Origin of the sequence: Kosakonia sp. YIM B13588, assembly GCF_042788165.1 — a bacterium.
In the GTDB taxonomy this organism is placed as follows: domain Bacteria; phylum Pseudomonadota; class Gammaproteobacteria; order Enterobacterales; family Enterobacteriaceae; genus Kosakonia; species Kosakonia sacchari.
Genome location: NZ_JBHZPO010000008.1, coordinates 228,580 through 251,255, shown reverse-complemented (window position 1 = coordinate 251,255; position 22,676 = coordinate 228,580). Strand labels below are relative to the sequence as shown.

Annotated in this window: 21 protein-coding genes; 2 read left to right on the top strand and 19 right to left on the bottom strand. The window is 53.8% G+C overall.

What is annotated here, in order from left to right; translation table 11 throughout:
* Window positions 1-78: 78 nt before the first annotated feature.
* The 3 genes from nlpE to ACFX4U_RS15595 are packed head-to-tail and all read right to left on the bottom strand — an operon-like array spanning window position 79 to window position 1,777.
* Complete coding sequence (gene nlpE / locus ACFX4U_RS15605; protein ID WP_313510671.1) at window positions 79-774, bottom strand: envelope stress response activation lipoprotein NlpE; 696 nt, start codon at window positions 772-774, stop codon at window positions 79-81.
* 35 nt (window positions 775-809) lie between these two features.
* Entirely contained in the window at window positions 810-1,232 is a 423-nt protein-coding gene (gene arfB, locus ACFX4U_RS15600; RefSeq protein WP_249880796.1) for an alternative ribosome rescue aminoacyl-tRNA hydrolase ArfB, read from the bottom strand.
* The gene (locus tag ACFX4U_RS15595) at window positions 1,229-1,777 is read right to left on the bottom strand and encodes a YaeQ family protein (protein WP_305737061.1); all 549 of its coding nucleotides are present in this window, start codon (window positions 1,775-1,777) and stop codon (window positions 1,229-1,231) included. The genes arfB and ACFX4U_RS15595 overlap by 4 nt, the downstream gene beginning before the upstream one ends.
* Before the next feature lie 195 nt (window positions 1,778-1,972).
* On the opposite strand from ACFX4U_RS15595, the gene ACFX4U_RS15590 reads away from it, so the two are divergent.
* Both ACFX4U_RS15590 and rof read left to right on the top strand, forming a co-directional pair.
* Window positions 1,973-2,173 carry a YaeP family protein gene (locus tag ACFX4U_RS15590; protein ID WP_017458016.1) on the top strand — a complete coding sequence of 67 codons (201 nt, stop codon included), beginning with the start codon at window positions 1,973-1,975 and terminating at the stop codon, window positions 2,171-2,173.
* Complete coding sequence (gene rof, locus ACFX4U_RS15585) at window positions 2,160-2,420, top strand: Rho-binding antiterminator (protein WP_017458015.1); 261 nt, start codon at window positions 2,160-2,162, stop codon at window positions 2,418-2,420. Before ACFX4U_RS15590 ends, rof begins: the two co-directional genes overlap by 14 nt.
* 27 nt (window positions 2,421-2,447) lie before the next feature.
* Here rof and tilS read toward each other — a convergent pair whose 3' ends face one another.
* The 16 genes from tilS to ispC form a co-directional block, all read right to left on the bottom strand.
* A complete protein-coding gene (gene tilS / locus ACFX4U_RS15580) occupies window positions 2,448-3,743 on the bottom strand; it encodes a tRNA lysidine(34) synthetase TilS (RefSeq protein WP_313510678.1) in 1,296 nt (431 codons plus the stop codon).
* 62 nt (window positions 3,744-3,805) lie between these two features.
* The gene (locus ACFX4U_RS15575) at window positions 3,806-4,195 is read right to left on the bottom strand and encodes a VOC family protein (RefSeq protein ID WP_305737063.1); all 390 of its coding nucleotides are present in this window, start codon (window positions 4,193-4,195) and stop codon (window positions 3,806-3,808) included.
* A gap of 58 nt (window positions 4,196-4,253) precedes the next feature.
* Window positions 4,254-6,392, bottom strand: coding sequence for a lysine decarboxylase LdcC (locus tag ACFX4U_RS15570; protein ID WP_313510680.1), 2,139 nt, complete (start codon window positions 6,390-6,392; stop codon window positions 4,254-4,256).
* A gap of 100 nt (window positions 6,393-6,492) precedes the next feature.
* Window positions 6,493-7,452: an acetyl-CoA carboxylase carboxyl transferase subunit alpha gene (gene accA / locus ACFX4U_RS15565; RefSeq protein ID WP_349350624.1), complete on the bottom strand. Its 960-nt coding sequence runs from the start codon at window positions 7,450-7,452 to the stop codon at window positions 6,493-6,495.
* A gap of 12 nt (window positions 7,453-7,464) precedes the next feature.
* Window positions 7,465-10,947, bottom strand: a complete 3,483-nt coding sequence (gene dnaE, locus ACFX4U_RS15560; protein ID WP_305737065.1) for a DNA polymerase III subunit alpha — start codon at window positions 10,945-10,947, stop codon at window positions 7,465-7,467.
* A 39-nt stretch (window positions 10,948-10,986) separates the two neighbouring features.
* Window positions 10,987-11,583 (bottom strand): ribonuclease HII, encoded by a 597-nt coding sequence (gene rnhB / locus ACFX4U_RS15555; protein ID WP_313511203.1) that lies wholly within the window; start codon window positions 11,581-11,583, stop codon window positions 10,987-10,989.
* The gene (gene lpxB, locus ACFX4U_RS15550; RefSeq protein ID WP_313511208.1) at window positions 11,580-12,728 is read right to left on the bottom strand and encodes a lipid-A-disaccharide synthase; all 1,149 of its coding nucleotides are present in this window, start codon (window positions 12,726-12,728) and stop codon (window positions 11,580-11,582) included. The genes rnhB and lpxB overlap by 4 nt, the downstream gene beginning before the upstream one ends.
* Window positions 12,728-13,516, bottom strand: a complete 789-nt coding sequence (lpxA, locus tag ACFX4U_RS15545) for an acyl-ACP--UDP-N-acetylglucosamine O-acyltransferase (protein WP_380218395.1) — start codon at window positions 13,514-13,516, stop codon at window positions 12,728-12,730. Before lpxA ends, lpxB begins: the two co-directional genes overlap by 1 nt.
* 3 nt (window positions 13,517-13,519) lie before the next feature.
* Window positions 13,520-13,975, bottom strand: coding sequence for a 3-hydroxyacyl-ACP dehydratase FabZ (gene fabZ, locus ACFX4U_RS15540; RefSeq protein WP_017458006.1), 456 nt, complete (start codon window positions 13,973-13,975; stop codon window positions 13,520-13,522).
* A 162-nt stretch (window positions 13,976-14,137) separates the two neighbouring features.
* Window positions 14,138-15,166 carry a UDP-3-O-(3-hydroxymyristoyl)glucosamine N-acyltransferase gene (gene lpxD / locus ACFX4U_RS15535; RefSeq protein WP_380218391.1) on the bottom strand — a complete coding sequence of 343 codons (1,029 nt, stop codon included), beginning with the start codon at window positions 15,164-15,166 and terminating at the stop codon, window positions 14,138-14,140.
* A gap of 3 nt (window positions 15,167-15,169) precedes the next feature.
* The gene (skp, locus tag ACFX4U_RS15530) at window positions 15,170-15,664 is read right to left on the bottom strand and encodes a molecular chaperone Skp (RefSeq protein WP_020456611.1); all 495 of its coding nucleotides are present in this window, start codon (window positions 15,662-15,664) and stop codon (window positions 15,170-15,172) included.
* 117 nt (window positions 15,665-15,781) lie between these two features.
* On the bottom strand, window positions 15,782-18,199 hold the full coding sequence (gene bamA, locus ACFX4U_RS15525) for an outer membrane protein assembly factor BamA (RefSeq protein ID WP_200552607.1): 2,418 nt from the start codon (window positions 18,197-18,199) through the stop codon (window positions 15,782-15,784).
* 31 nt (window positions 18,200-18,230) lie between these two features.
* Complete coding sequence (gene rseP, locus ACFX4U_RS15520) at window positions 18,231-19,580, bottom strand: sigma E protease regulator RseP (protein WP_097401314.1); 1,350 nt, start codon at window positions 19,578-19,580, stop codon at window positions 18,231-18,233.
* Between the two features lie 11 nt (window positions 19,581-19,591).
* Entirely contained in the window at window positions 19,592-20,449 is an 858-nt protein-coding gene (gene cdsA, locus ACFX4U_RS15515; RefSeq protein WP_065369273.1) for a phosphatidate cytidylyltransferase, read from the bottom strand.
* Window positions 20,450-20,461: 12 nt separating this feature from the next.
* On the bottom strand, window positions 20,462-21,220 hold the full coding sequence (gene ispU / locus ACFX4U_RS15510; RefSeq protein WP_200552610.1) for a (2E,6E)-farnesyl-diphosphate-specific ditrans,polycis-undecaprenyl-diphosphate synthase: 759 nt from the start codon (window positions 21,218-21,220) through the stop codon (window positions 20,462-20,464).
* Between the two features lie 183 nt (window positions 21,221-21,403).
* Window positions 21,404-22,603, bottom strand: coding sequence for a 1-deoxy-D-xylulose-5-phosphate reductoisomerase (gene ispC / locus ACFX4U_RS15505; protein ID WP_305737068.1), 1,200 nt, complete (start codon window positions 22,601-22,603; stop codon window positions 21,404-21,406).
* Window positions 22,604-22,676 lie beyond the last annotated feature (73 nt).

Here is a 22,676-nt window from a genome sequence, read left to right as displayed (position 1 = left end):
TCGTAAACGCAGGTTTCGCATGCTCTTCACGATAAAGCATACCGCCTTCTGTGAAGGCGGGTTTTGCGCTGCTAACGCTTAATCATCACAGCCTTTATTGGGGCTAAACTTACCGCGCTTATTCGTTACCAGCATTTTTTGCGCCGCACCGGTGTCCGGGTTTGGCTCAACGGTGAAATGCCCTTCGACCACCAGCAGAATCGGTTTGGTTTCTGTTCCACGCGCTGCCGCATAGTCGCGCTCAAGCTGCGCATTGCTGGCAACAGTTACCTTCTTGCCGGTTGCACAATCGGTAAATATCGCCGCATCAGCCATGTACATATACATGCCGCGCATCGCCATTGGCGTTGCCGGTAGCGCGGCTTTTACCGGCTGTAACGTATAGTTGAGCTGAGAAGTAATGGGATTGCCTTGCTGATCGAGCATTTCCAGCGCCTCACCTTTGGCGCGGAAAAAGGTTTTATCACCGTGTGTATCGGTGAGGATCAGTTTATCCGCCGTGCGCGCCCAGTTCCCATAAGTGGCAAACACCGCGGGCGCTTTTCCTCCCTGATAGCGCTGGTTCATCACCCAGCTACCGTCTTTATCCAGAAACAGAGAGGTTTCAATGCCTTCGCAATCCGCGCAGGGCAAAACACCGCGCCAGCTTTGCTGCATTGGTTTCAATTCTTCAACGTGTGCTGGCTGCACCGTCTCAACGTCGCCACGGTTGTTACATCCGAAAAGCGCAAAGAGCGTACACCCTGCCAGCACAGATAAAATCGCTTTTTTCACACCCGATTCCTTATGCCCAATTCTGTTAGTACCCGTCAGCCTTCATGGCCACGAACTTTACCGCGTAACGCTTTTACCGACGACTTTTGCGCCTTGCCCGATAACCGGCGCTCTTTCGACGCGCGGGTTGGGCGCGTTGCCCGACGGCTCTTTTGCACAACGGTTAATTCTTTAATTAACGCCACCAGGCGAGCGATTGCCGCTTCGCGGTTCATCTCCTGGCTGCGATATTCCTGTGCTTTTATCACCACCCAGCCTTCGCTGCTGATCAGATGGTGCGACGCTTCCAGTAAACGCGCTTTGTAATACTCTGGCAGGCTTGAAGCCCGGATGTCAAAACGCAGGTGGATCGCCGTTGAGCTCTTATTGACATGTTGCCCGCCCGCGCCCTGCGACCGCACAGCCGTGATTTCCAGCTCTTCGTCAGCAATGGAGACCGAACGGGAGATCTCAATCATTGCGGCTGCTGCCAGGCTTCAAGGTGGATCTCCAGGTTCTGACTCTCATCTGATAACCAGATAGCGCCATCCTGCAAAGTCGCTTGCAGCGTCATGGTGCGATCGCTGGCAAACGCACTCAAACCGGCCAGTTGCGCATCATCCAGATACCAGACGCTCAGATTACTAAATGCCGAACAGCGCGACTGATTCTGCTGCCACCAGATCTGCGCCGCGCGTGAATTATAGGTAAAAAGCGCCACCTCTTTCGCCTGTGAGCAGGCTTTCTTTAGCCGTTTTTCATCCGGCAGGCCCAGCTCAATCCACAAATCGATACCCAGATAATCATTGCGTAACCAGAGTTCCGGTTCATCGTCAGCGCTGAGACCGCGGGTAAATTGCAGGCGTTCATCCGCGTATTTCATCCACGCCAGCAGGCGCAGCATCATGCGTTCTTGCGTCTCGGAAGGATGGCGAGCCAGCGTCAGCGTTGCATCTAAAAACTGATTACGATCCAAATCGGCAACGTTCACCGTCGCTTTATAAATTGTCGCTTTTAATGCCATATCACCGCTCCTTCATAAAATGGTCGCTATTGTAGCGAATATAAGCATAAAGCGCTGTTATCTCTTGTCGCAGTGGGTATTCATCGCCCTGATAATGACGAATAAGCTGTGGTATAGTCACCTTGCTAAACAGAGTTTAACTTCGTAGGCTTAGTGTTATCTCACAGTAAAGTCAGGTTGCTGACAGGAGGTGATGTGAACAATTATTGTGAGTTAGTACGCAGACGTTATGCGGAAATCGCCAGCGGAGATTTAGGGTATATCCCGGATGCGCTGGGGTGCGTGTTGAAAGTGCTGAATGAAATGGCGTCGGATGACACCCTTTCAGAGTCGGTCAGGGAAAAGGCGGCGTATGCTGCCGCGAACTTACTGGTGAGCGATTATGTCAATGAATGATGCCTATCAACCCATCAACTGTGATGACTATGACAACCTTGAACTCGCCTGCCAGCATCATCTTTTATTGAAGCTGGAAATGAAAGACGGTGAGGTGCTCAGCGCCAAAGCCAACGATTTAGTCTCACGTAAAAATGTGGAGTATCTGGTGGTTGATGTCGCAGGCGCCGCGCGCGAACTGCGTCTCGATAAAATTGCCAGCTTCAGCCATCCTGAAATCGGCACCGTTGTGGTGAGCGAGTCCTGACATTTTGCGGGCAGCGCCAGTTGCCCGTTATCTTCGCCACTCAAGTCGTACGCCCGTTTGCTCCACGCTTTTCGCCCCTTCTCGCGTAACGAATAGCCCCGCTGCCGCCATCAACGTTTCGCCATAAAACAGCAGCGGCGTGGTATCGCGTCGCCAGGGCGCCACACCCAGTTCCTGCCAGATTTTCTTCAGCTTGCGTCCGCCGCTGCGTCCAACGATATGCAACATACCGGGTGCCTGAAAACGGATCGAAACCGCCTCTTCAGTATTGGGGGGGCGAATGTCTCCACCCGCCAATAGCGACAACTCGCCAAGACCTGCCGGTAGTGTTAGCGGTTCGAAAGGCGCAACCCACGGCAGTTGCGTATCGCGCTGACTGTCAATGGCGCGGATCCACCACAAGCTCGACTGATAACGACGTACCTCAAATTCGCCCAGGCGCAAACACGGCGAAGCATCTTCACGCGCCAGCGCCACTTCCTGCCACAAACGATCGAGCATGGCGCGTGACGGCATAGCCGCACCGCGCTGCGCCAGCCAGCGGCGCAGCAGCGCCCGACGCCGCGCATCGCTTAGCCTGTAAAGAGGGGCAAGTTCCAGCGCCCCTTCAGCCGTCGTCGCCGCATCAAGTTCCTCTGCCAGTAACTCATCAAGTAACTGCTCTTGCTCACCACACAGTGCGGCACTACGCGCAGCAGCGTCGGCAAAATGCGGCCAGCGCGCCGCCAGCACCGGTAAAACCTGCAAGCGCAAAAAATTGCGATCAAAGCTGGCGTCGGCGTTACTTTCATCCTCAATCCATGACAGCGCATGGTGAAGCGCCCACTGATGCAGCTCATCACGAGTTTGTGTCAGTAACGGACGAATAAGCTGGGTTCCGGCAAAAGGCATACTTGCTGGCATGGCCGCCAGCCCGGCAGGCCCGCTGCCGCGCTTTAACGCCAGCAGGAACGTCTCGCATTGATCGTCCAGATGCTGAGCCGTCACCAGCACTTCACCAGGCATCAATGCATCCGCAAACGCCTGATAACGCGCATTTCGCGCCTGCGCTTCGATTCCTTCCCCGTTATTCACCACTTGAACACGAACGATGCTAAGCGGGATCTGCCAGCGCGCGCAAATATCCTCACAATGCTCCCCCCATGCATCGGCGTGCGGACTAAGCCCGTGATGAATATGGATGGCGCGCAGCCTGAGTTCGGGTAATTGCTGACGCCAAAGCATCAATTTATGCAGCAGGACCGTCGAATCCAGCCCACCACTAAACGCCACCAGAAACTGGCGCGATGTGGTCGGCATTGATGCAAAAAAGGGCGTGGTCATAGCGATTTTCAAAACGGGGTAATGCCCGGCACGTTACCGGGCATTAGCGGAAGTGGCAAGTATTACTGCTGGTAAAGCTCCAGCGGCAGGCCATCGGGATCGCTAAAGAAGGTGAAGCGTTTATCGGTGCAGGGATCGATACGGATTTCTTCGCACCGCACACCATGAGCAGCCAGATGCGCCACTGCCTTGTCGATGTCATCAACGCTAAACGCCAGATGGCGCAGCCCGCAGGCTTCTGGCCGGCTGGGGCGCGCAGGCGGGAACGGGAAAGAAAACAGCTCAATCACATACTGGCCGTTCAGCGCCAGGTCGCCTTTCCATGAATCACGTGCTTCGCGATAGACCTCGCTTTGCAGCGTAAACCCCAGAATATCGCAGTAAAACGCTTTGCTCTTCGCGTAGTCCGTAGCAATGATGGCAATATGATGAACCTGTTTTAAACCCAGCATAGTCTCTCCTTTTCTGAATGCCAGAACGTTACGCCTGCCGGTGTTTACCCGCAATAGCTCAGCGGGCTTTTAGGACTCGTACCCGATAAACGCCCTCTTCGTCCCGCTTCGCGCCATGAATATCTGTCTCAAAACCGGGATAGTGGCGGCCAATAGCGCAGAGCATCAACAGGAAATCCAGCACGGCCCGGCTGGCTTCGGTGATCATTTCACCGGGCATTACCAGCGGCACGCCTGGCGGATAAGGCAGGATCATATTCGCCGAAATCCGCCCAATTAGCCGCTCAAGTTCAATGGTTTCCACCTCGCCCTGAATTTGCCGCTGCCAGGCCTGGTGCGGCGTCAGCTTCATTTCCGGTAACACATCAAACGCTTGCAGCATTAAACGAGGGAGATCGTGCTGGCGGATGAGCTTATGGATCCCCTGCGCCAGATCCTGAATGCGCATATTGCGGTAGAAATCCGGATCCTCGGCGTAGAGATCCGGCAGCATATTCTTCACGCGCAGGTTCAGATCGTAAGCGCGTTTAAACTCCATCAACCCACGCAGCAAACCCATCGCGCGGGTTTTATCAATGCCAATACTAAACAGGAACAGCAAATTATAGGGCCCGGTTTTCTCGACCACCACGCCGCGCTCATCAAGAAACTTCGCCACCAGCGCCGCCGGGATCCCGTCATCGCTCATATTCCCCTGCTCGTCCATCCCCGGCGTCAGAATGGTCACTTTAACCGGATCGAGAAACATATGGTCGGCATCCGCATCGCGGAAACCGTGCCACGCTTCGCCGGGCGCAACCGGCCAGCAGTCCGCCTCTTCGATCTCTTCTGGCTGCCAGATATCAAAGAACCAGCCATCGGCTTCATCTTTCAGCCGCTGAACTTCTTTACGGAAATGCAGCGCGCGCTCGACGGAACGGTTAATCAGACGTTTGCCGGGATTACCGCGCAGCATCGCAGCCGCCGTTTCGATAGAGGCCACCAGCGGGTAACTCGGCGAAGTGGTGGTGTGCATCATAAATGCTTCGTTAAAGGTATCTTCATCATATTCACCTTTAATATGAATCAGCGACGCCTGCGAAAATGCCGCCAGCATTTTGTGCGTCGACTGCGTTTCAAAGAACACTTTTCCCGGCACCCGCTCGCCGCTCATACCGCTTTTCCCGGCGTAGATCGGGTGGAAATTGGTATAAGGAACCCAGGCAGAATCGAAGTGGATCGACGGCACATCCAGCGTCTTTTTGATCCAGTCGGTGTTATACAACAGTCCGTCATAGGTGGAGTTAGTGATCACGGCGTGTACCGGCCAGTGCGCGCCCGCCGTTTTTGCCACCTTCTGTTCGATGCTGGCATGGGTAAATTCACGGCGTGGAATACCGCCCAAAATTCCCAGTGCATTGCGCCCTGGTTTCAGCCATAGCGGCGTAACGTCGCTCATCATCAGCAGATGCGCCAGTGACTTATGGCAGTTACGGTCAATGAGCAATGTGCTGCCCGCCGGAGCGGCGTACATGCCAACGATTTTATTCGACGTGGACGTACCGTTGGTCACCATGTAGCTCTGCTCCGCGCCAAAGGTGCGGGCGATATACTCTTCGGCTTCCAGATGCGGGCCAGTGTGATCCAGTAACGAGCCCAACTCCGTGACTGAAATAGAGACATCCGCTTTTAATGTATTGCCGCCGAAAAAATCGTAAAACAGGCAGCCAACCGGGCTTTTCTGATAAGCCGTACCCGCCATATGCCCCGGCGTACAAAAGGTATATTTGCCCTCTTTAACATAGGTAAACAGCGCGCGGGTAAACGGTGGCGTAATGGTTTCCAGGTACTCGCGGGTGTACTGGCCGATACGCGTAGCTATATCCTCGGACACGCCCAGCGCATACTCGAAAAACCACAACGCCATACGCATATCCTGGATGCTGACGTCCATCGTCGAGTGGGTGTTGATAAAGGCGTACAGCGGGAGATATTCGTTAAGCTGATTGATTTCGCTGCACAGATCGAGGGAGTACTCGTCCCAGTCAAAGATAACGCCGCAGATGCGCGGGTTGTGTTCGATAAATTTCAGTAAATCGGTGCTGTTTTGCGGCCAGATAAGTTGAAAACCCTGGGCCTGTAATGCCTGCTCCAGCTCCTTAATTGGCTCATCTTTATAGAAAACGCCATGTGGTCCCATGATGGCAATAATATTCACCAGCTACCTCCGTTAAAAACCTTAGCTAAGCATAGTTGAGCTAAACGGCAGGTATAAAAAAAGCCGCACAGCGGTGCGGCTTTTCAGAGTGGGATGAGGATCAGGCGTAGCCGTAGCTCATCAGACGCTGGTAACGGCGGTTACGCAGATCGTCTTTGCTCAGCACATCCAGATCGGCCAGATCGGCCAGCAGTTGCGCTTTCACCGACGCTGCCATGGTTTCCGGGTTACGGTGAGCGCCGCCCAGCGGTTCCGGGATGATCGAGTCGATCAGTTTCAGCTCTTTCAGACGCGGGGCGATAATCCCCATCGCTTCGGCAGCCAGCGGTGCTTTGTCAGCGCTTTTCCACAGAATTGATGCGCAGCCTTCCGGGGAGATAACAGAATAGGTGCTGTACTGTAGCATATTCACTTTATCGCCCACGCCAATCGCCAGTGCGCCGCCGGAGCCGCCTTCGCCGATCACGGTGCAGATAACCGGCACGTTCAGACGGGACATTTCACGCAGGTTACGCGCGATCGCTTCAGACTGACCACGCTCTTCCGCGCCCACGCCCGGATAAGCACCCGGCGTGTCGATAAAGGTAATGATCGGCATGTTGAAGCGTTCTGCCATTTCCATCAGGCGCAGCGCTTTGCGATAGCCTTCCGGTGCCGGCATACCGAAGTTACGGCGGATTTTCTCTTTGGTTTCGCGGCCTTTCTGGTGGCCGATGATCATCACCGGACGCCCATCCAGACGCGCAATACCGCCAACGATGGCTTTATCGTCAGCGTAAGCACGATCGCCAGCCAGTTCGTCGAACTCGTCGAAAGCCAGGCGGACATAATCCAGGGTGTATGGACGCAGCGGATGGCGAGCCAACTGCGCGACCTGCCATGCGCCAAGATCGGCGAAAATTTTACGTGTCAGCTCAACGCTTTTTTCACGCAGACGATGCACTTCTTCGTCGATATTAATATCCAGTTTTTCATCCTGACGGCCAACGGCGGTCAGAGAATCGATTTTCGCTTCCAGCTCAGCAATCGGCTGTTCGAAATCAAGGAAATTCAGACTCATAGTATTCCTGTATTAGTCAAACTCCAGTTCCACCTGCTCCGAACCTATGAGGCCACGCAGATCGTTGAGTAAACGATCGCTCGGAGAGACACGCCACGTTGCGCCGAAGCGTAATCGCGCGCGCGCATCCGTCCTCTGATAGTAGAGATGTACTGGAATGGTTCCCGAACGGTGGGGTTCCAGAGACTGACGGAGTCGGTTTAAAAGCTGGTCATCAATTTGCCTGTCCGTCAGCGAGATAGCAAGCCCACGGGCATATTTTTCCCGGGCTTCGTCAATGTCCATCACTTCGCGGGCGGTCATTTTAAGCCCCCCACTGAAGTCATCAAAGCTGACCTGTCCGCTGACGATAAGTATGCGGTCTTTTTCCAGCAGTTGCTGGTATTTATCCAGGGCGTCAGTGAACAACATCACTTCAAGACGCCCGGAACGGTCATCCAGGGTACAGATGCCGATACGATTGCCGCGCTTGGTGACCATAACCCGCGCGGCAATGACGAGCCCCGCCGCCGTGGTCACTTTCCCACGTTCGGTCGGATGCATGTCTTTCAGCCGATAGCCTCCGACATAGCGCTCAATTTCTTTTAAATACTGGTTAATCGGGTGACCCGTCAGGTACAACCCTAACGTTTCACGCTCACCGTCCAGCACCACCTGTTCCGGCCACGGCTGGCAGCTGGCGTAGGACTGCTCGATCTGCTCCGGCTCTTCTGCCAGCACGCCAAACATATCCGCCTGCCCAATGGCCTCGGCTTTCGAGTGCTGATCGGCAGCTTTTAGCGCATCGCCCAGCGCGTTCATTAGCGCAGCGCGATGCGGGCCAAGGCGATCAAACGCCCCGGACATAATCAGTTTTTCCAGCACCCGGCGGTTGAGTTTTTTGATATCGGTGCGGGCACATAGATCAAACAGTTCACGGAAATAGCCGCCGTTGTTACGCGCTTCAATGATCGCCTCGATCGGGCCTTCCCCCACGCCTTTGATCGCGCCGATGCCGTAAACAATTTCGCCATCGTCATTAACGTGGAAATGGTACAGACCCGAGTTGATATCCGGCGGCAGAATTTTCAACCCCATGCGCCAGCACTCATCGACCAGGCCAACCACTTTCTCGGTGTTGTCCATATCGGCGGTCATTACCGCCGCCATAAACTCAGCCGGATAGTGCGCCTTCAGCCACAGCGTCTGGTATGACACCAAAGCATAGGCGGCAGAGTGCGATTTGTTAAATCCGTAACCGGCGAATTTTTCCACCAGATCGAAGATTTTCATCGCCAGTTCGCCGTCGACGCCGTTTTTCTTCGCGCCTTCCTCAAACGTGCCGCGCTGCTTGGCCATCTCTTCCGGCTTTTTCTTACCCATCGCACGGCGCAGCATATCCGCGCCGCCAAGGGTATAACCCGAAAGTACTTGGGCAATCTGCATCACCTGTTCCTGATACAAAATGATGCCGTAGGTTGGCTCCAGCACCGGCTTCAGACTCTCATGCTGCCATTGAACATCCGGGTAGGAGATCTCTTCCCGCCCGTGTTTACGGTCGATAAAGTTATCCACCATGCCTGATTGCAGCGGGCCCGGACGGAACAGTGCCACCAGTGCGATCATATCTTCGAAGCAGTCAGGCTGCAGGCGTTTGATCAGGTCTTTCATGCCGCGGGATTCAAGCTGGAAAACCGCCGTGGTTTCCGAGCGTTGCAGCATGTCGAAACTTTTCTTGTCATCCAGCGGAATAGCGGCGATATCCAGCGGTGGCTCGCCGTTCTTCTCGCGCCGGGCGTTAATCATCTCCAGCGCCCAGTTAATGATGGTCAGCGTACGCAGCCCAAGGAAGTCGAACTTCACCAGACCCGCATATTCCACGTCGTTTTTATCGAACTGGGTAACCGGGTGCTGACCGGCTTCATCACAATATAACGGCGCAAAGTCGGTGATTTTGGTTGGCGCGATAACCACACCACCGGCGTGTTTCCCGGCGTTTCGCGTCACCCCTTCCAGCTTGCGCGCCATATCGATCAGCGCTTTGACCTCTTCGTCGGCTTCGTAAATTTCCGGCAGTTGCGGTTCGGCTTCAAACGCTTTAGCCAGCGTCATCCCCGGATCGGGCGGCACCAGTTTTGAAATTCGGTCGACAAAGCCATACGGGTGACCCAGCACACGACCAACGTCGCGGATAACCGCTTTCGCCGCCATGGTACCAAAGGTGATGATCTGCGATACCGCATCACGCCCGTACATATCCGCCACGTGCTCGATAACCTGGTCGCGTTTTTCCATGCAGAAATCGACGTCGAAGTCAGGCATCGACACACGTTCCGGGTTAAGGAAACGTTCGAACAGCAGGTCAAATTCCAGCGGATCAAGGTCGGTAATTTTCAGCGCATAAGCAACCAGCGAACCCGCACCGGAACCACGGCCCGGCCCTACCGGCACGCCGTTATCTTTCGACCACTGGATAAACTCCATCACGATGAGGAAGTAGCCCGGGAACCCCATCTGGTTGATAACCTGGAGTTCAATATCGAGACGTTCATCATAAGGCGGGCGCTTTTCAGCGCGCACGTTCTCATCCGGGAAGAGGAATTCCAGTCGCTCTTCCAGCCCCTCTTTGGATTTCGCCACGAGGAAATCCTCAGTGGTCATCTCACCCGTCGGGAACTGCGGCAGGAAGTATTCGCCCAGACGCACGGTGACGTTACAGCGTTTGGCGATTTCGACCGTGTTCTCCAGCGCTTCCGGGATATCCGAGAAGAGTTCGCACATCTCCTCTTCGCTGCGCATGTATTGCTGCGGCGAATAGTTACGCGGGCGTTTAGGATCGTCAAGGGTAAAACCGTCGTGGATCGCAACGCGGATCTCATGGGCGTCGAAGTCGTCGGCATCAATAAACCGCACATCGTTGGTCGCAACAACCGGCAAGCCATGCTCTTCTGCCAGCGCGACGGCGGCATGCAAGTAAGACTCTTCGTCCGCTCGCCCCGTACGGATCAGCTCCAGGTAGTAGCGATCGTGAAAATGGGTTTTATAGAACTCAAGACACTGCTCTACCAGTGCGCTATTGCCACGCAGCACGCTTTTACCCACGTCGCCCATGCGCCCGCCGGAAAGCAGAATCAACCCTTCATTGAGCTCCAGCAGCCAGTCGCGGTCAATCCACGGGCCGAGCGCGCCATAACCACGCTGGTAGGCGCGCGAAATAAGCAGCGTCAGGTTTTGATAACCGGTGTTGTTGATAGCGAGAACGGTGAGCTGCGTCAGTTCGTCGCCAAGCAGATCGCTTTGCACATGAAAATCAGCACCGACGATAGGCTTCATCCCGGCACCGTGCGCCGTTCCGTAAAACTTCACCAGACCACACAGGTTGGTAAAATCGGTGATCGCCAGCGCAGGCATGCCGAGCGCGGCCGCCTTTTTCACCAGCGGCCCGGTTTTCGCCAGCCCGTCAATCATGGAATAGTCGCTATGCACCCGCAGGTGTACGAAACGTGGTTCAGCCATTTTTAGATCCCAGCCTGGTTTATTTCACGTACACAAGAATCAGGACACAAGACCCAACGCGCGTTTGACCGGCGCAAAGCTGCGTCGGTGATGCTCGGTTGCGCCGTGCTCCGCCAGTCTCTCCAGATGGAAAGCCGTAGGATAGCCTTTATGCTGCGCAAAGCCATATTGCGGAAAAATGATATCAAGTTCGGCCATCTCCGCATCGCGGGTCACTTTGGCGAGAATCGACGCGGCGCTGATTTCTGCGACACGGCTATCGCCTTTTACCACCGCCAGCGAAGGCATCGGCAAAGTCGGGCAACGGTTACCGTCGATCAGCACGAACTCGGGCGCAATTGCCAGCCCGGCAACAGCGCGCTGCATCGCCAGCATGGTGGCATGCAAAATGTTCAACGCGTCGATTTCATGCGGCTCCGCGCGGCCAAGACTCCAGGCCAGCGCTTTCTCTTTGATCTCATCGCAGAGCGACAAACGGCGTTTTTCGGATAATTTTTTAGAATCGTTCAGACCGACAATAGGACGCTCGGGATCGAGGATCACCGCCGCTGTCACCACCGCGCCCACCAGCGGGCCGCGACCGACTTCATCCACACCCGCAACCAAATGCGTATGCGGATAAACAAACTCTATCATTGTGCTAACTCCAGTACGGCGTCAGCCGCCTGTTCATCGGCATTGCAGCGAATCTGCAAATGCAGCTCGCGGAAAATGTCGTGCATCTCGTGGCTGGTTTTGCCGTTGGCCAGCAAGGGTTCCAGCGCAGCAGCGAGCGCCTGGGGATTGCATTCATCCTGGAGCAACTCTTTAACCAGCTCACGCCCGGCAAGCAAGTTTGGCAGCGACACATAAGGCGTTTTTACCAGCCGTTTTGCCAGCCAGAAAGTGAAAGGCTTCATCCGATAGCCAACCACCATCGGGCATTTCGCCAGCATGCACTCCAGCGCAGCGGTTCCTGAAGCCAGCAGTGCGGCGTCTGCGGCGATCATCGCTTCCCGCGCCTGGCCATCAAGCATATGCACCGGCAGCTCGGGTGCGACTTCCGCTTTGATGCGTTCAAACTGTTCGCGCCGTTTCGCATTGACCAACGGAACAACCACTTCAAGATCGGCGTAGCGCTCACGCAACAATTGCGCGGTGCGCAGGAAGTCTGCACTTAGCATTTCGACTTCCGCCCCGCGGCTGCCCGGCAACAAAGCCAGACAATGCACGTTATCGGCAATACCCAGGTGCGCCCGCGCCGCGTTCTTATCGGGATCCAGCGGCATGGCATCCGCCATGGTATGGCCAATAAAACGACACGGTACGTTAAATTTATCGTAAAACGCTTTTTCGAAAGGCAGAAACGCGAGCACCAGATTGGTGGCTCTGCCGATTTTGAAAACACGTTTTTGTCGCCACGCCCAGACGGACGGACTGACATAATGGATGGTTTTAATACCCTGCTGTTTCAGATTACCTTCGAGAGTAATATTGAAATCTGGCGCGTCGATGCCGACAAAGACATCCGGTTTCAGTTCGCTAAAACGACGGGTTAAATCGGCGCGAATATGCAGCAGACGGCGCAAGCGGCCCAGCACCTCAACGATGCCCATCACTGCCAGCTCTTCCATTTCATACCAGACTTCACAGCCTTCGGCCTGCATACGCGGCCCCGCGACGCCAACAAAACGCGCGTTCGGCAGGCGAGCTCGCAGCGCACGGATAAGACCGGCACCAAGAATATCGCCGGAGGTTTCTCCGGCGACGAGGGCTATCGTAAGAGGACGCGCGTCGATCATTAACGGATCAAACCACGTGTTGAGCGCTCAAAGAACTGCATGAATGCGTCAACTTCCGGATGCTTAGCGGCAAGCTCAGCAATTTCCGGTTTCGCCTCTTCCAGCGTTTTACCGCTGCGGTACAGCAATTTGTACGCATTACGGATAGCCACTAACGCTTCTCTGCTAAAGCCGCGACGTTTCAGGCCTTCAATGTTCACACCGAATGGTGTGGCATGGTTGCCCTGAGCGATCACGTAAGGCGGTACGTCCTGGGCAACGCCAGAACAGCCGCCAACCATCACGTGTGCACCGATAATGCAGAACTGATGCACTGCGGTCATGCCGCCGATGATTGCAAAGTCGTCGACGGAAACATGCCCCGCCAGCGTTGCGTTATTTGCGAGGATACAGCGATTTCCAACGGTGCAATCGTGCGCAACGTGCGCGTTGATCATCAGCAGGTTATCGCTGCCCACCTTCGTCAACCCACCACCCTGTACTGTGCCACGGTGGATGGTGACGCTTTCGCGAATGCGGTTGCGATCGCCAATTTCCACACGAGTCGGTTCACCAGAATATTTTAAATCCTGGTTAACCTCGCCGATGGAGGCGAACTGATAAATCTCGTTGTCACGACCAATAGTCGTATGACCATTCACGACGACGTGAGATTTCAGTACGGTGCCCTCACCAATTTCAACGTGAGGTCCCACAATACAAAATGGGCCAATATGAGCGTTAGCACCAATAACGGCACCGTCTTCAACAATGGCAGTAGGATGAATAAAGGCGGTTTTATCAATCACGTATCAGGCCTCCCGGCTACGTGCACACATCATAGTAGCTTCACAAACAATTTTACCGTCTACCAGCGCAACCCCTTTAAAACGGGTCAGGCCACGGCGGGTTTTTTCGAAAGTGACTTCCATGATCATCTGATCGCCTGGCACAACAGGACGCTTAAAGCGCGCTTCGTCGATACCGGCGAAGTAATACAGCTCACCCGGCTCCAGTTTGCCAACGCTTTTAAACGCCAGAATACCGGTTGCCTGCGCCATTGCTTCAAGGATCAGCACGCCCGGGAAAATCGGTTTGCCAGGGAAGTGCCCCTGGAAAAACGGCTCGTTTACCGAAACATTTTTGACTGCGCGCAGAAAACGACCTTCTTCAAAATCCAGCACGCGATCCACCAGTAAGAACGGGTAGCGGTGCGGCAGAAGCTCGAGGATCTCTTCAATGTGCAGAGTATGAGTGTCAGTAGTCAAAATACTCTTCCTGTCCAAATATACTAAAAAGCAATAATAACACGGCCCGCGGCAATCATAAGAATGCCAACAGGCCGGGAAGTATATACACTTTATTCTTCGAGGTGCAGAGGCTTTTCTGTCCCCCCGAATTCTTCTGTGTACAAGCGTTATGCGGATGAATTATTCGTCTTGTTGATTAACCTTGCGCTCGATAGCTTTCAGGCGCTTGCTCATATCATCGATATTCATCACCAGGGCTGCGGTTTTTCGCCACACTTTGTTTGGTTGCAGCGGGATACCTGAGGAGTAAATACCCGGCTCAGTGATAGGACGCATGACCATCCCCATCCCCGTTACGGTAACCTTGTCGCAAATTTCCATGTGCCCGTTGATTACGCTGGCGCCGCCAATCATGCAATAGCGACCAATTTTCAAACTACCCGCCATGATGACGCCACCGGCAACCGCGGTATTGTCGCCAATCACAACGTTATGTGCAATCTGACACTGGTTATCAATGATGACGCCGTTACCAATGCAAGTATCATCCAGCGCACCACGATCGATGGTCGTACATGCGCCGATCTCAACGTTATTGCCGATAATGACGCGACCAAGCTGTGGGATTTTAACCCAGTTGCCACGATCGTTGGCATAGCCAAAGCCATCGGAACCTATCACCGTGCCGGATTGGATCAGGCAATTTTCACCGATCTCAATCTCATGGTAAATGGACACATTGGCCCACAGACGCGAACCCGCGCCAATTTTCGTATTTTTCCCAACGAAGCAACCCGGGCCGATGACGACGTTATCGCCCAGGCTGACGCCGGATTCGATCACGGCGTTCGCACCAATTGCTACGTTGCTACCAAGCTTAACCGTTGGATCAATCACTGCTCCAGGCGCGATGTTCTGCGCAGGCTGCGGCGTGGTATCAAGAATTTGCGCCATACGTGCGTAGGTCAGGTAAGGATTTTTTACGACCAGCGCAGCGCTGTTGGCAAAGGGAAGATCGTCCTGCGTCATTACAACGGCAGAGGCCTGACATGCAGTCAGGTGCTCACGATACTTAGGATTGACCATGAAAGTGATGTGGCCTGCTACGGCAGATTGCATGGACGCAACGCCGGTGATGACGATATCGCCATCACCGTGTAGTTCTGCATCCAACTGCTGAGCTAAATCAGCCAGTCGAATTGAAGGCATTACTTATTTAACCTGTTTCAGTACATCAGCGGTGATGTCTTTTACATCGTTGCTGTTGTAAATAACGGCGTTGGAAGGAATAACCAGATCAACACCCTGATCAGAAGCCACTTTTTTCACTGCGGTCTGGATACGAGTCACCAGCTTGCCGCGTTCTTCATTAGAACGGCGAGCCTGATCCTGTTCGAAAGCCTGCGCTTTTTGAGCGAATGCCTGTCGGCCAGAAGTGATGTCTTTTTCCAGCTTGCTGCGATCGCTTGCTTTCATCGTGGAACCATCGCGCTGCAAACGCTGTGCTTTTGCTTGCAGGTCGGATTCCATGCTTTGCAGTTCGCTTGCGCGACCGCCGAATTCGTTTTTCATGGTCTGAGAAACGCCGGAAGTCTGCGCAACCTGCTGCAGCAGGCTACCCATATCGACAATCGCAATTTTGTCAGCGGCCTGAGCTGACGCAGCCATTGCCAAACCGAAACCTGCAGCTAATAACAACTTTTTCACAATTAACTCCTTACCATCCCGTTTGTACCCGGAGGTACAGTTCTTTGCGTGGCTGGGCTTTTCATTGAAAGCCTCAGCCATCACTACACTGCTGGTGCATTCCATTGCAGTACGGCGTTACCAGGTTTTACCAATGTTAAACTGGAACTGTTCCGCTTTGTCTCCATCGTACTTTTTAAACGGCTGGGCGTAGGAGAAAACCAACGGCCCCAATGGGGACATCCATTGTAATGCGATACCGGCAGACATGCGGATATTGCTCGGATCGCTATAATCCGGAATACCCAGCGCTTTCATCTGCGCGGTATTTTGCCAGTTTGTATCCCACACGCTACCTGCATCCCAGAAGAACGAGGTACGCACAGAGTTGGCATATTTGTCACTGATAAACGGCGTTGGTGTAATCAGCTCGGCGCTAACAACGCCCATTGCGTTACCGCCCACCGCATCATCAGACTTACAGAGTGAGTCTGCAACGGTGTTCTTACAGTTGCTCTGGTTGTTCCCGCCGTAGTAAACCGCTTTCGGACCAATGTTATTGGACTGGAAGCCACGCACGGTGCTGGAACCACCTGCGTAGAAGTTCTCATAGAACGGCATCTCTTTGCCACCTAAACCATCACCGTATCCCCAACGTGTACGACCTAAGACCACCCATTTGTGATCGTCGTCAATTGGGAAGTAAGATGCGGTGTCGACAGTAACTTTGTAGAACTCGTTATCCGAGCCCGGAACCGTCACTTTACCGTTCAGGTTGACGCGCGAACCTTTCGTCGGGAAATAACCACGGTCAAGGTTGTTGTAAGTCCAGCCGTAGTTAAAGGTGAAATCATCCGCCGAATAACCGTTGCTGTCGTTCTGCGTGCTGGCATTCTGCCCCACGGAGTCCAGATAACGCCACATTGCCACCTGCGGCTCCATCTTCGACAGGCTGTTATGAACATAGCCTAAGCCAGCGCGCAGCGTGTTGTATTCGTTGATCGGGAAACCGAGCGTACCATCAAGGCCGTAGCTCTTGTTGGTATAAGACGACAGATCCGCATCATCCGCTTTAAAGTCGTTATAGAAGATACGACCGCCGAGGCTCACGCCATCCACCGTAAAGTACGGGTTGGTGACAGAGAACTCAGAGTAAGTCTGGTAGTCGTTTTTGGTTCCGCTGATACCGACAGAGTAACCGGTACCTAACCAGTTATCCTGCTGAACGCCAACCTGGAAGCTGACGCCACTCTCGGTGCCGTAGCCAACGCCGAAGTTAAAGCTACCGGTGTTACGCTCTTTCACCTTATAAACGACATCAACCTGGTCCGGGCTACCCGGAATACGCTGGGTTTCCGTATCGACAGTTTCAAAATAGCCCAAACGGTTCAGACGCTCTTTACCCTGATCAACCAGATCGCTGCCCAGCCACGCACCTTCCATCTGGCGCATTTCGCGACGCAGTACGGAATCTTTAGAAGTATCGTTACCTTCAAAGCGGATCTTACGCACGTAGAAGCGGTTGCCAGCATCAACGTTGATATGCAGCTTAACCGTTTTGTCCGTGTCGTTGATTTCAGGCTGCGATTGAACACGCGGGTAGGCATAACCATAGCGACCAAGAAGCTTTTTAATGTCATCTTCCATTTTGGTCACTTTGGCACCGTTATACAGCTCGCCCGGCTCGATTTTCGTCAGGCTTTCAATTTCCGCAGAGTGTCCTGCGAGATTACCGCTAACCTGCACACCAGAGAGCTTGTACTGATCGCCCTCGGTCACGTTAACCGTAATGTAGATGCCTTTTTTGTCCGGCGTCAGGCTAACCTGAGTCGAATCAATGTTGAAACGTGCGTAACCGCGATCCAGGTAGTAGCTGCGCAGGGTTTCCAGGTCGCCCGCCAGTTTCTGTTTCTGGTATTTACGATCGCCGACAACGTTCCACCACGGCACTTCGTCGCGCAACTGGAACGTGGAGATCAGCTGTTCGGTCGTGAAGGCATGGTTGCCAACAATATTAATCTGTTGGATTTGCGCGGAAACGCCTTCCTGGAAGACCAGCTTCAGGTCAACACGGTTACGCGGTAATGGGGTGACGACAGCTTTGACGCTGGCGCTGTACTTACCCACGCTGTAGTAGAAGTCCTCCAGCCCTTTTTCGATATCGGAGAGGGTGGTGCGATCCAGTGATTCACCCACACGGACGCCAGAAGCTTCAAGGTTCTGTTTCAGCATGTCATCTTTCACCGACTTGTTGCCGGAGAAGGTGATGCTGGCGATTGTCGGGCGTTCTTTCACCTGAACGAGGAGCGTATCACCATCACGCAGGACACGAACATCCTCGAAGTTGCCGGTGGCAAACAACGCGCGAATGGTGTTACTGATATCTTCATCATTCACCGTATCGCCAGGACGAACTGGCATACTGAGGAGGGCCGCACCAACGGCGACACGCTGTAGGCCTTCGAAATGAATATCCTTCACTACGAATCCATCAGCACCGTATACGGTGGCGCTGCTAAACAGCAGCGACGCTATGAGCAACTTTTTCATCGCCATCGTTATTATGCGTTCTTCCTAACAAACTCTCTTACAAGCGAGAGAAATCATTGAAAAGTGCAAGCCCCATTAACAGCACCAGCAAGATAGAGCCAATGCGATAACTAAAGTCTTGAACTCGCTCGGATACCGGTCCGCCCTTCAGCTTCTCAATCGCTAAAAACAGCAGATGTCCGCCGTCAAGAACAGGCAGAGGGAACAGGTTAATAATGCCTAAGTTCACGCTTATCAAAGCAAGGAACATCAGGTAGTAAATCAACCCGAACTCCGCTGACATCCCAGCCCCCTGAGCGATAGAAATCGGCCCACTGAGGTTGTTCAGTTTTACATCACCGGTGATCAATTTCCCCAACATACTGACCGTTAGCTTCATCAACTGCCAGGTTTTATCCGTGGCTTCAACGATGGCGCTAAATGGCCCGTACTGGCGTACTGTTTTGTATTCATCTGGCAGAGGAATGACTTTGGGCACCACGCCCGCAAACCCTTCTGCCTTGCTACCGGGCTTTGTATCCGGTATCAACGTCAAAGACAAGGGAGCCCCTTGCCTTTCCACTTCCAGCGCTAACGACGTACCTGGGTTATCCCGTACCAGCGTAACGAACGTCATCCACTGCGTTAACTGCTGACCATCGACTTTAACGATCCTGTCGCCAGCTTGCAAACCCGCTTTGCTGGCAGCGGAACCGGGTTGCACCTCCGCAAGCACCGGTTCAAGCTGCGCCGCGCGAGGACGAATCCCGAGCGACATAACCGGATCGTCTTTATCAGGCGCAAAGGCCCAGTGACGTAAATCCAGCACTTTTTCCTGACGATTGTTACTGCCGAATGGCGCTACGCTGACGGTCGTCTGGCTATCGCCGATTTTAGACACCAACTGTAAGCGCACTGCATCCCAATCAGGCGTTTCGATGCCATCAATCGCTTTAAGTTCCGTGCCGGGTGCAATTTGCGCGTTTGCAGCGATAGAGTTGGGCGTTATTTCACCAACAACCGGACGAACGCCAGGGACACCGATGATAAACACCAGCCAGTAAGCGAAGATGGCAAAGATAAAGTTAGCGATGGGACCGGCAGCAATAACGGCGGCGCGCTGGCCAACCGTTTTATTATTGAAAGCGTAGTGGCGCATTTCCGGCGCAACGGCCTCAACGCGCTCATCCAGCATTTTGACATAACCGCCCAGGGGGATCAGAGCGATGACAAATTCGGTACCGTGTTTGTCGGTGCGACGCCAGAGCGCTTTTCCAAAACCGATGGAAAAACGCTCAACCCGCACGCCACAGCGGCGAGCAACCCAGAAATGGCCAAATTCATGCACGGTGATCAATACACCAAGCGCAACAATGAACGCCGCCAGATTCCAGAGAATGCTCAGCATAAAACCTTCCGTCAAATCGTCCTGAAAACCAGCAATAACAGGCAGGCAAATACAGGAACTGCCGCTGTCAGGCTGTCAATGCGATCCAGTATACCGCCATGACCCGGAATTAGATGCCCACTATCTTTAATTCCGGCTTCACGCTTGAACATACTTTCCGTGAGATCGCCCAATACAGAGGCTAACGCCGCGACCACCGAGCAAACAAAGAGCGTAGATGAGGTTACATCCAGATTCGCCCATGCGCCGTAGCCCCAGGAGATAATACCCGCAGTCAGCAAGCCCCCCAGGAAACCTTGCCAGGTTTTTCCCGGCGAGACTTTCGGTGCAAGCTTATGTTTGCCAAACAGTTTGCCAAACATATAAGCGCCTGAATCTGCGCCCCAAACGAGGATCATCACATACAGCAACCACAGCGCGCCGCTGTAGTGGTTTACATCGTAATGCCACACGCGCAGTGCCAACATGCCCCAGAAGAAAGGGATAATCGTCAAGATACCGAAAATCAGGCGCAAAATTTTAGAATGGCGCCACGCCGCAGCGGATGCCGGGTAACTTAGCACCAGCACCAACGCCACCAGCCACCAAGCCAGAGATGCCCAGAGCGAGATCGTCACTAGCGGATGATGGGTATTATGGTGATACTCCGGCAGCGTAAATAGCATAAGCGCGAGTAAAAACCCGCATAATACGGCCAACCAAACCCGCTGAGTCCGGGAAGTAAAGCCGCTCAGTTGCCCCCACTCCCACGCAGCGAGCATGCAAACAGCGAGCGTAACGATCGCGAATCCCACCGGCGGCAGCAAAAAAAGCGCTGCAATAACAATGGGTATCAATACAAAAGCAGAAATCAGGCGATACTTCAGCAAAAGCAACCCCCATCAGGCTTTGTCGCCACCTGGCTCGGTACCGCCGAAACGACGCTCTCGATTGGCAAAGGCATGCAGCGCACCTTCAAAGTCTTGTTCATCAAAATCGGGCCAAAGAACATCTGTAAAGTAAAGTTCGGCATAGGCAATTTGCCAAAGTAAAAAATTACTTATGCGATGTTCCCCACCAGTCCTAATCACTAAATCCACAGGAGCCAGCTCGTGCATGCAGACTTGCTTATTGAGCGTTTCTTCATCAATTTGATCCGGGCGTAAAAGCCCTTCCTGCACCTGCTCGGCAAGCAGCCGTACTCCCTGTACGATATCCCAGCGTCCACCATAGTTCGCTGCGATATTCAGCGTCAGCCCGGTATTCTGGGCGGTTAACGCTTCCGCTTTGCGGATTCTCTCCTGCAAACGCGTATTAAAACGACTGGTATCGCCAATAATGCGTAAACGCACATTATGACGGTGCAGGCTTTTTACTTCGCTATCCAGCGCCCACACAAACAACTCCATCAGCGCACTCACTTCCTGCGCCGGGCGATTCCAGTTCTCGCTACTAAAAGCATAAAGCGTCAGCGCATCAATACCATTATTGGCGGCAAAAGAGACCGCACGGCGTACAGACTTCGCTCCGGCCCGATGACCAAAAGCCCGGAGTTTCCCTTGTCTTTTCGCCCAGCGACCATTGCCATCCATAATTATCGCTACATGGCGGCAGCCATGCGTTGGCAAACTTTCGCTTATCGGTTGGTTAGCAGACAACATAACGCGTTTTAGTCCCTGAAAAGGATTTAGCGGTACTCAGGAATACAAAAGCCTTTACGCAAAAAAGCCGTGTAAACCACGGCTTACACCAAACGCCATAATACCAACTGGCAATTTTGTGGCGCAGACTATATCACCGAAGCCCAACGCTAACAAATAGCACCGTCACTCATCGCTGTAATATCACTGGCTTGCGAGGCGCATCACTTGTTTTTGCGCAACATCGCGTGCCTGTGCATCCACAGCCAGCACGTCATCAATGCTCTGCGGTTCGCGCAAATCCATCTGTTCAAGCACAGAAAGATTCAGGGCGGCAATATCTGTGAAACGGATAGCAGATGCCAGGAATGCCGAAACAGTGACCTCATTCGCCGCGTTGAGCGCCGTTGTTGCCGCCTGCCCCTCATCTGAAGCATTAATGGCCAGCTTCAGGCAAGGATAGCGGTCAAAATCGGGCTGCGCGAAACTTAACGAACTTAGTTTGCAAAAATCGAGGGCATTAACACCTGACGGCACTCGTTCCGGCCAGGCCATCGTATGAGCGATGGGCGTACGCATATCCGGTTCACCCAGTTGTGCCAATACACTGCCATCCTGGTAACGCACCATGGAGTGGATCACCGATTGCGGGTGAATCAACACTTCCATCTGGCGGGCAGAGGCATTAAACAACCAGCGCGCTTCAATGTATTCCAGACCTTTATTCATCATAGTGGCGGAGTCAACGGAGATCTTGCGCCCCATTGACCAGTTCGGGTGCCGACACGCCTGATCCGGCGTCATTGCGGTCAGATCGGAAAGCGGTGTCTCCCGGAACGGGCCACCAGACCCGGTAAGCAGAATAGACGAAACGCCATTCTGCTCCAGATCAGCGTACCCCAGGTTATGTTGAATTGTTTCCGGTAAACTCTGAAAAATAGCGTTATGCTCGCTGTCCACCGGCAAAAGCTGCGCCCCGCTCTCCTTCACCGCCTCCATAAACAAGCGACCGCACGTCACCAGAGCCTCTTTATTCGCCAGCAGCACCGTTTTCCCGGCACGAATAGCAGCAAGCGTTGGCACCAGGCCCGCAGCGCCCACAATGGCCGCCATCACTTGATCGACACCGCTCAGCGCCGCCATTTCACAGGCTGCCTGTTGACCGCTCAGCACTTCTGTTCGGCTGCCGTGTTCCCGCAAAGCGCGCTTTAACTGTTGCGCGCTTTGGTCATCGTCCATCACCGCAAATTTGGGAGAAAACTCAAGGCACTGCTCAACCATGCGGGTAACATTTTTACCGGCAACCAGCGCAGTAACGGAGAAACGATCGGGATTGTGGCGAACCACCGCCAGCGTGCTGCAACCAATAGAACCCGTTGAGCCCAGAAGAGTTAAATGCTTCATGAAACGCTCACAACGTTGCAAGGATAAAAAGCAAAACGCCGCCAGCAAAGCCACTCTCGCGGCTCTCTGTACG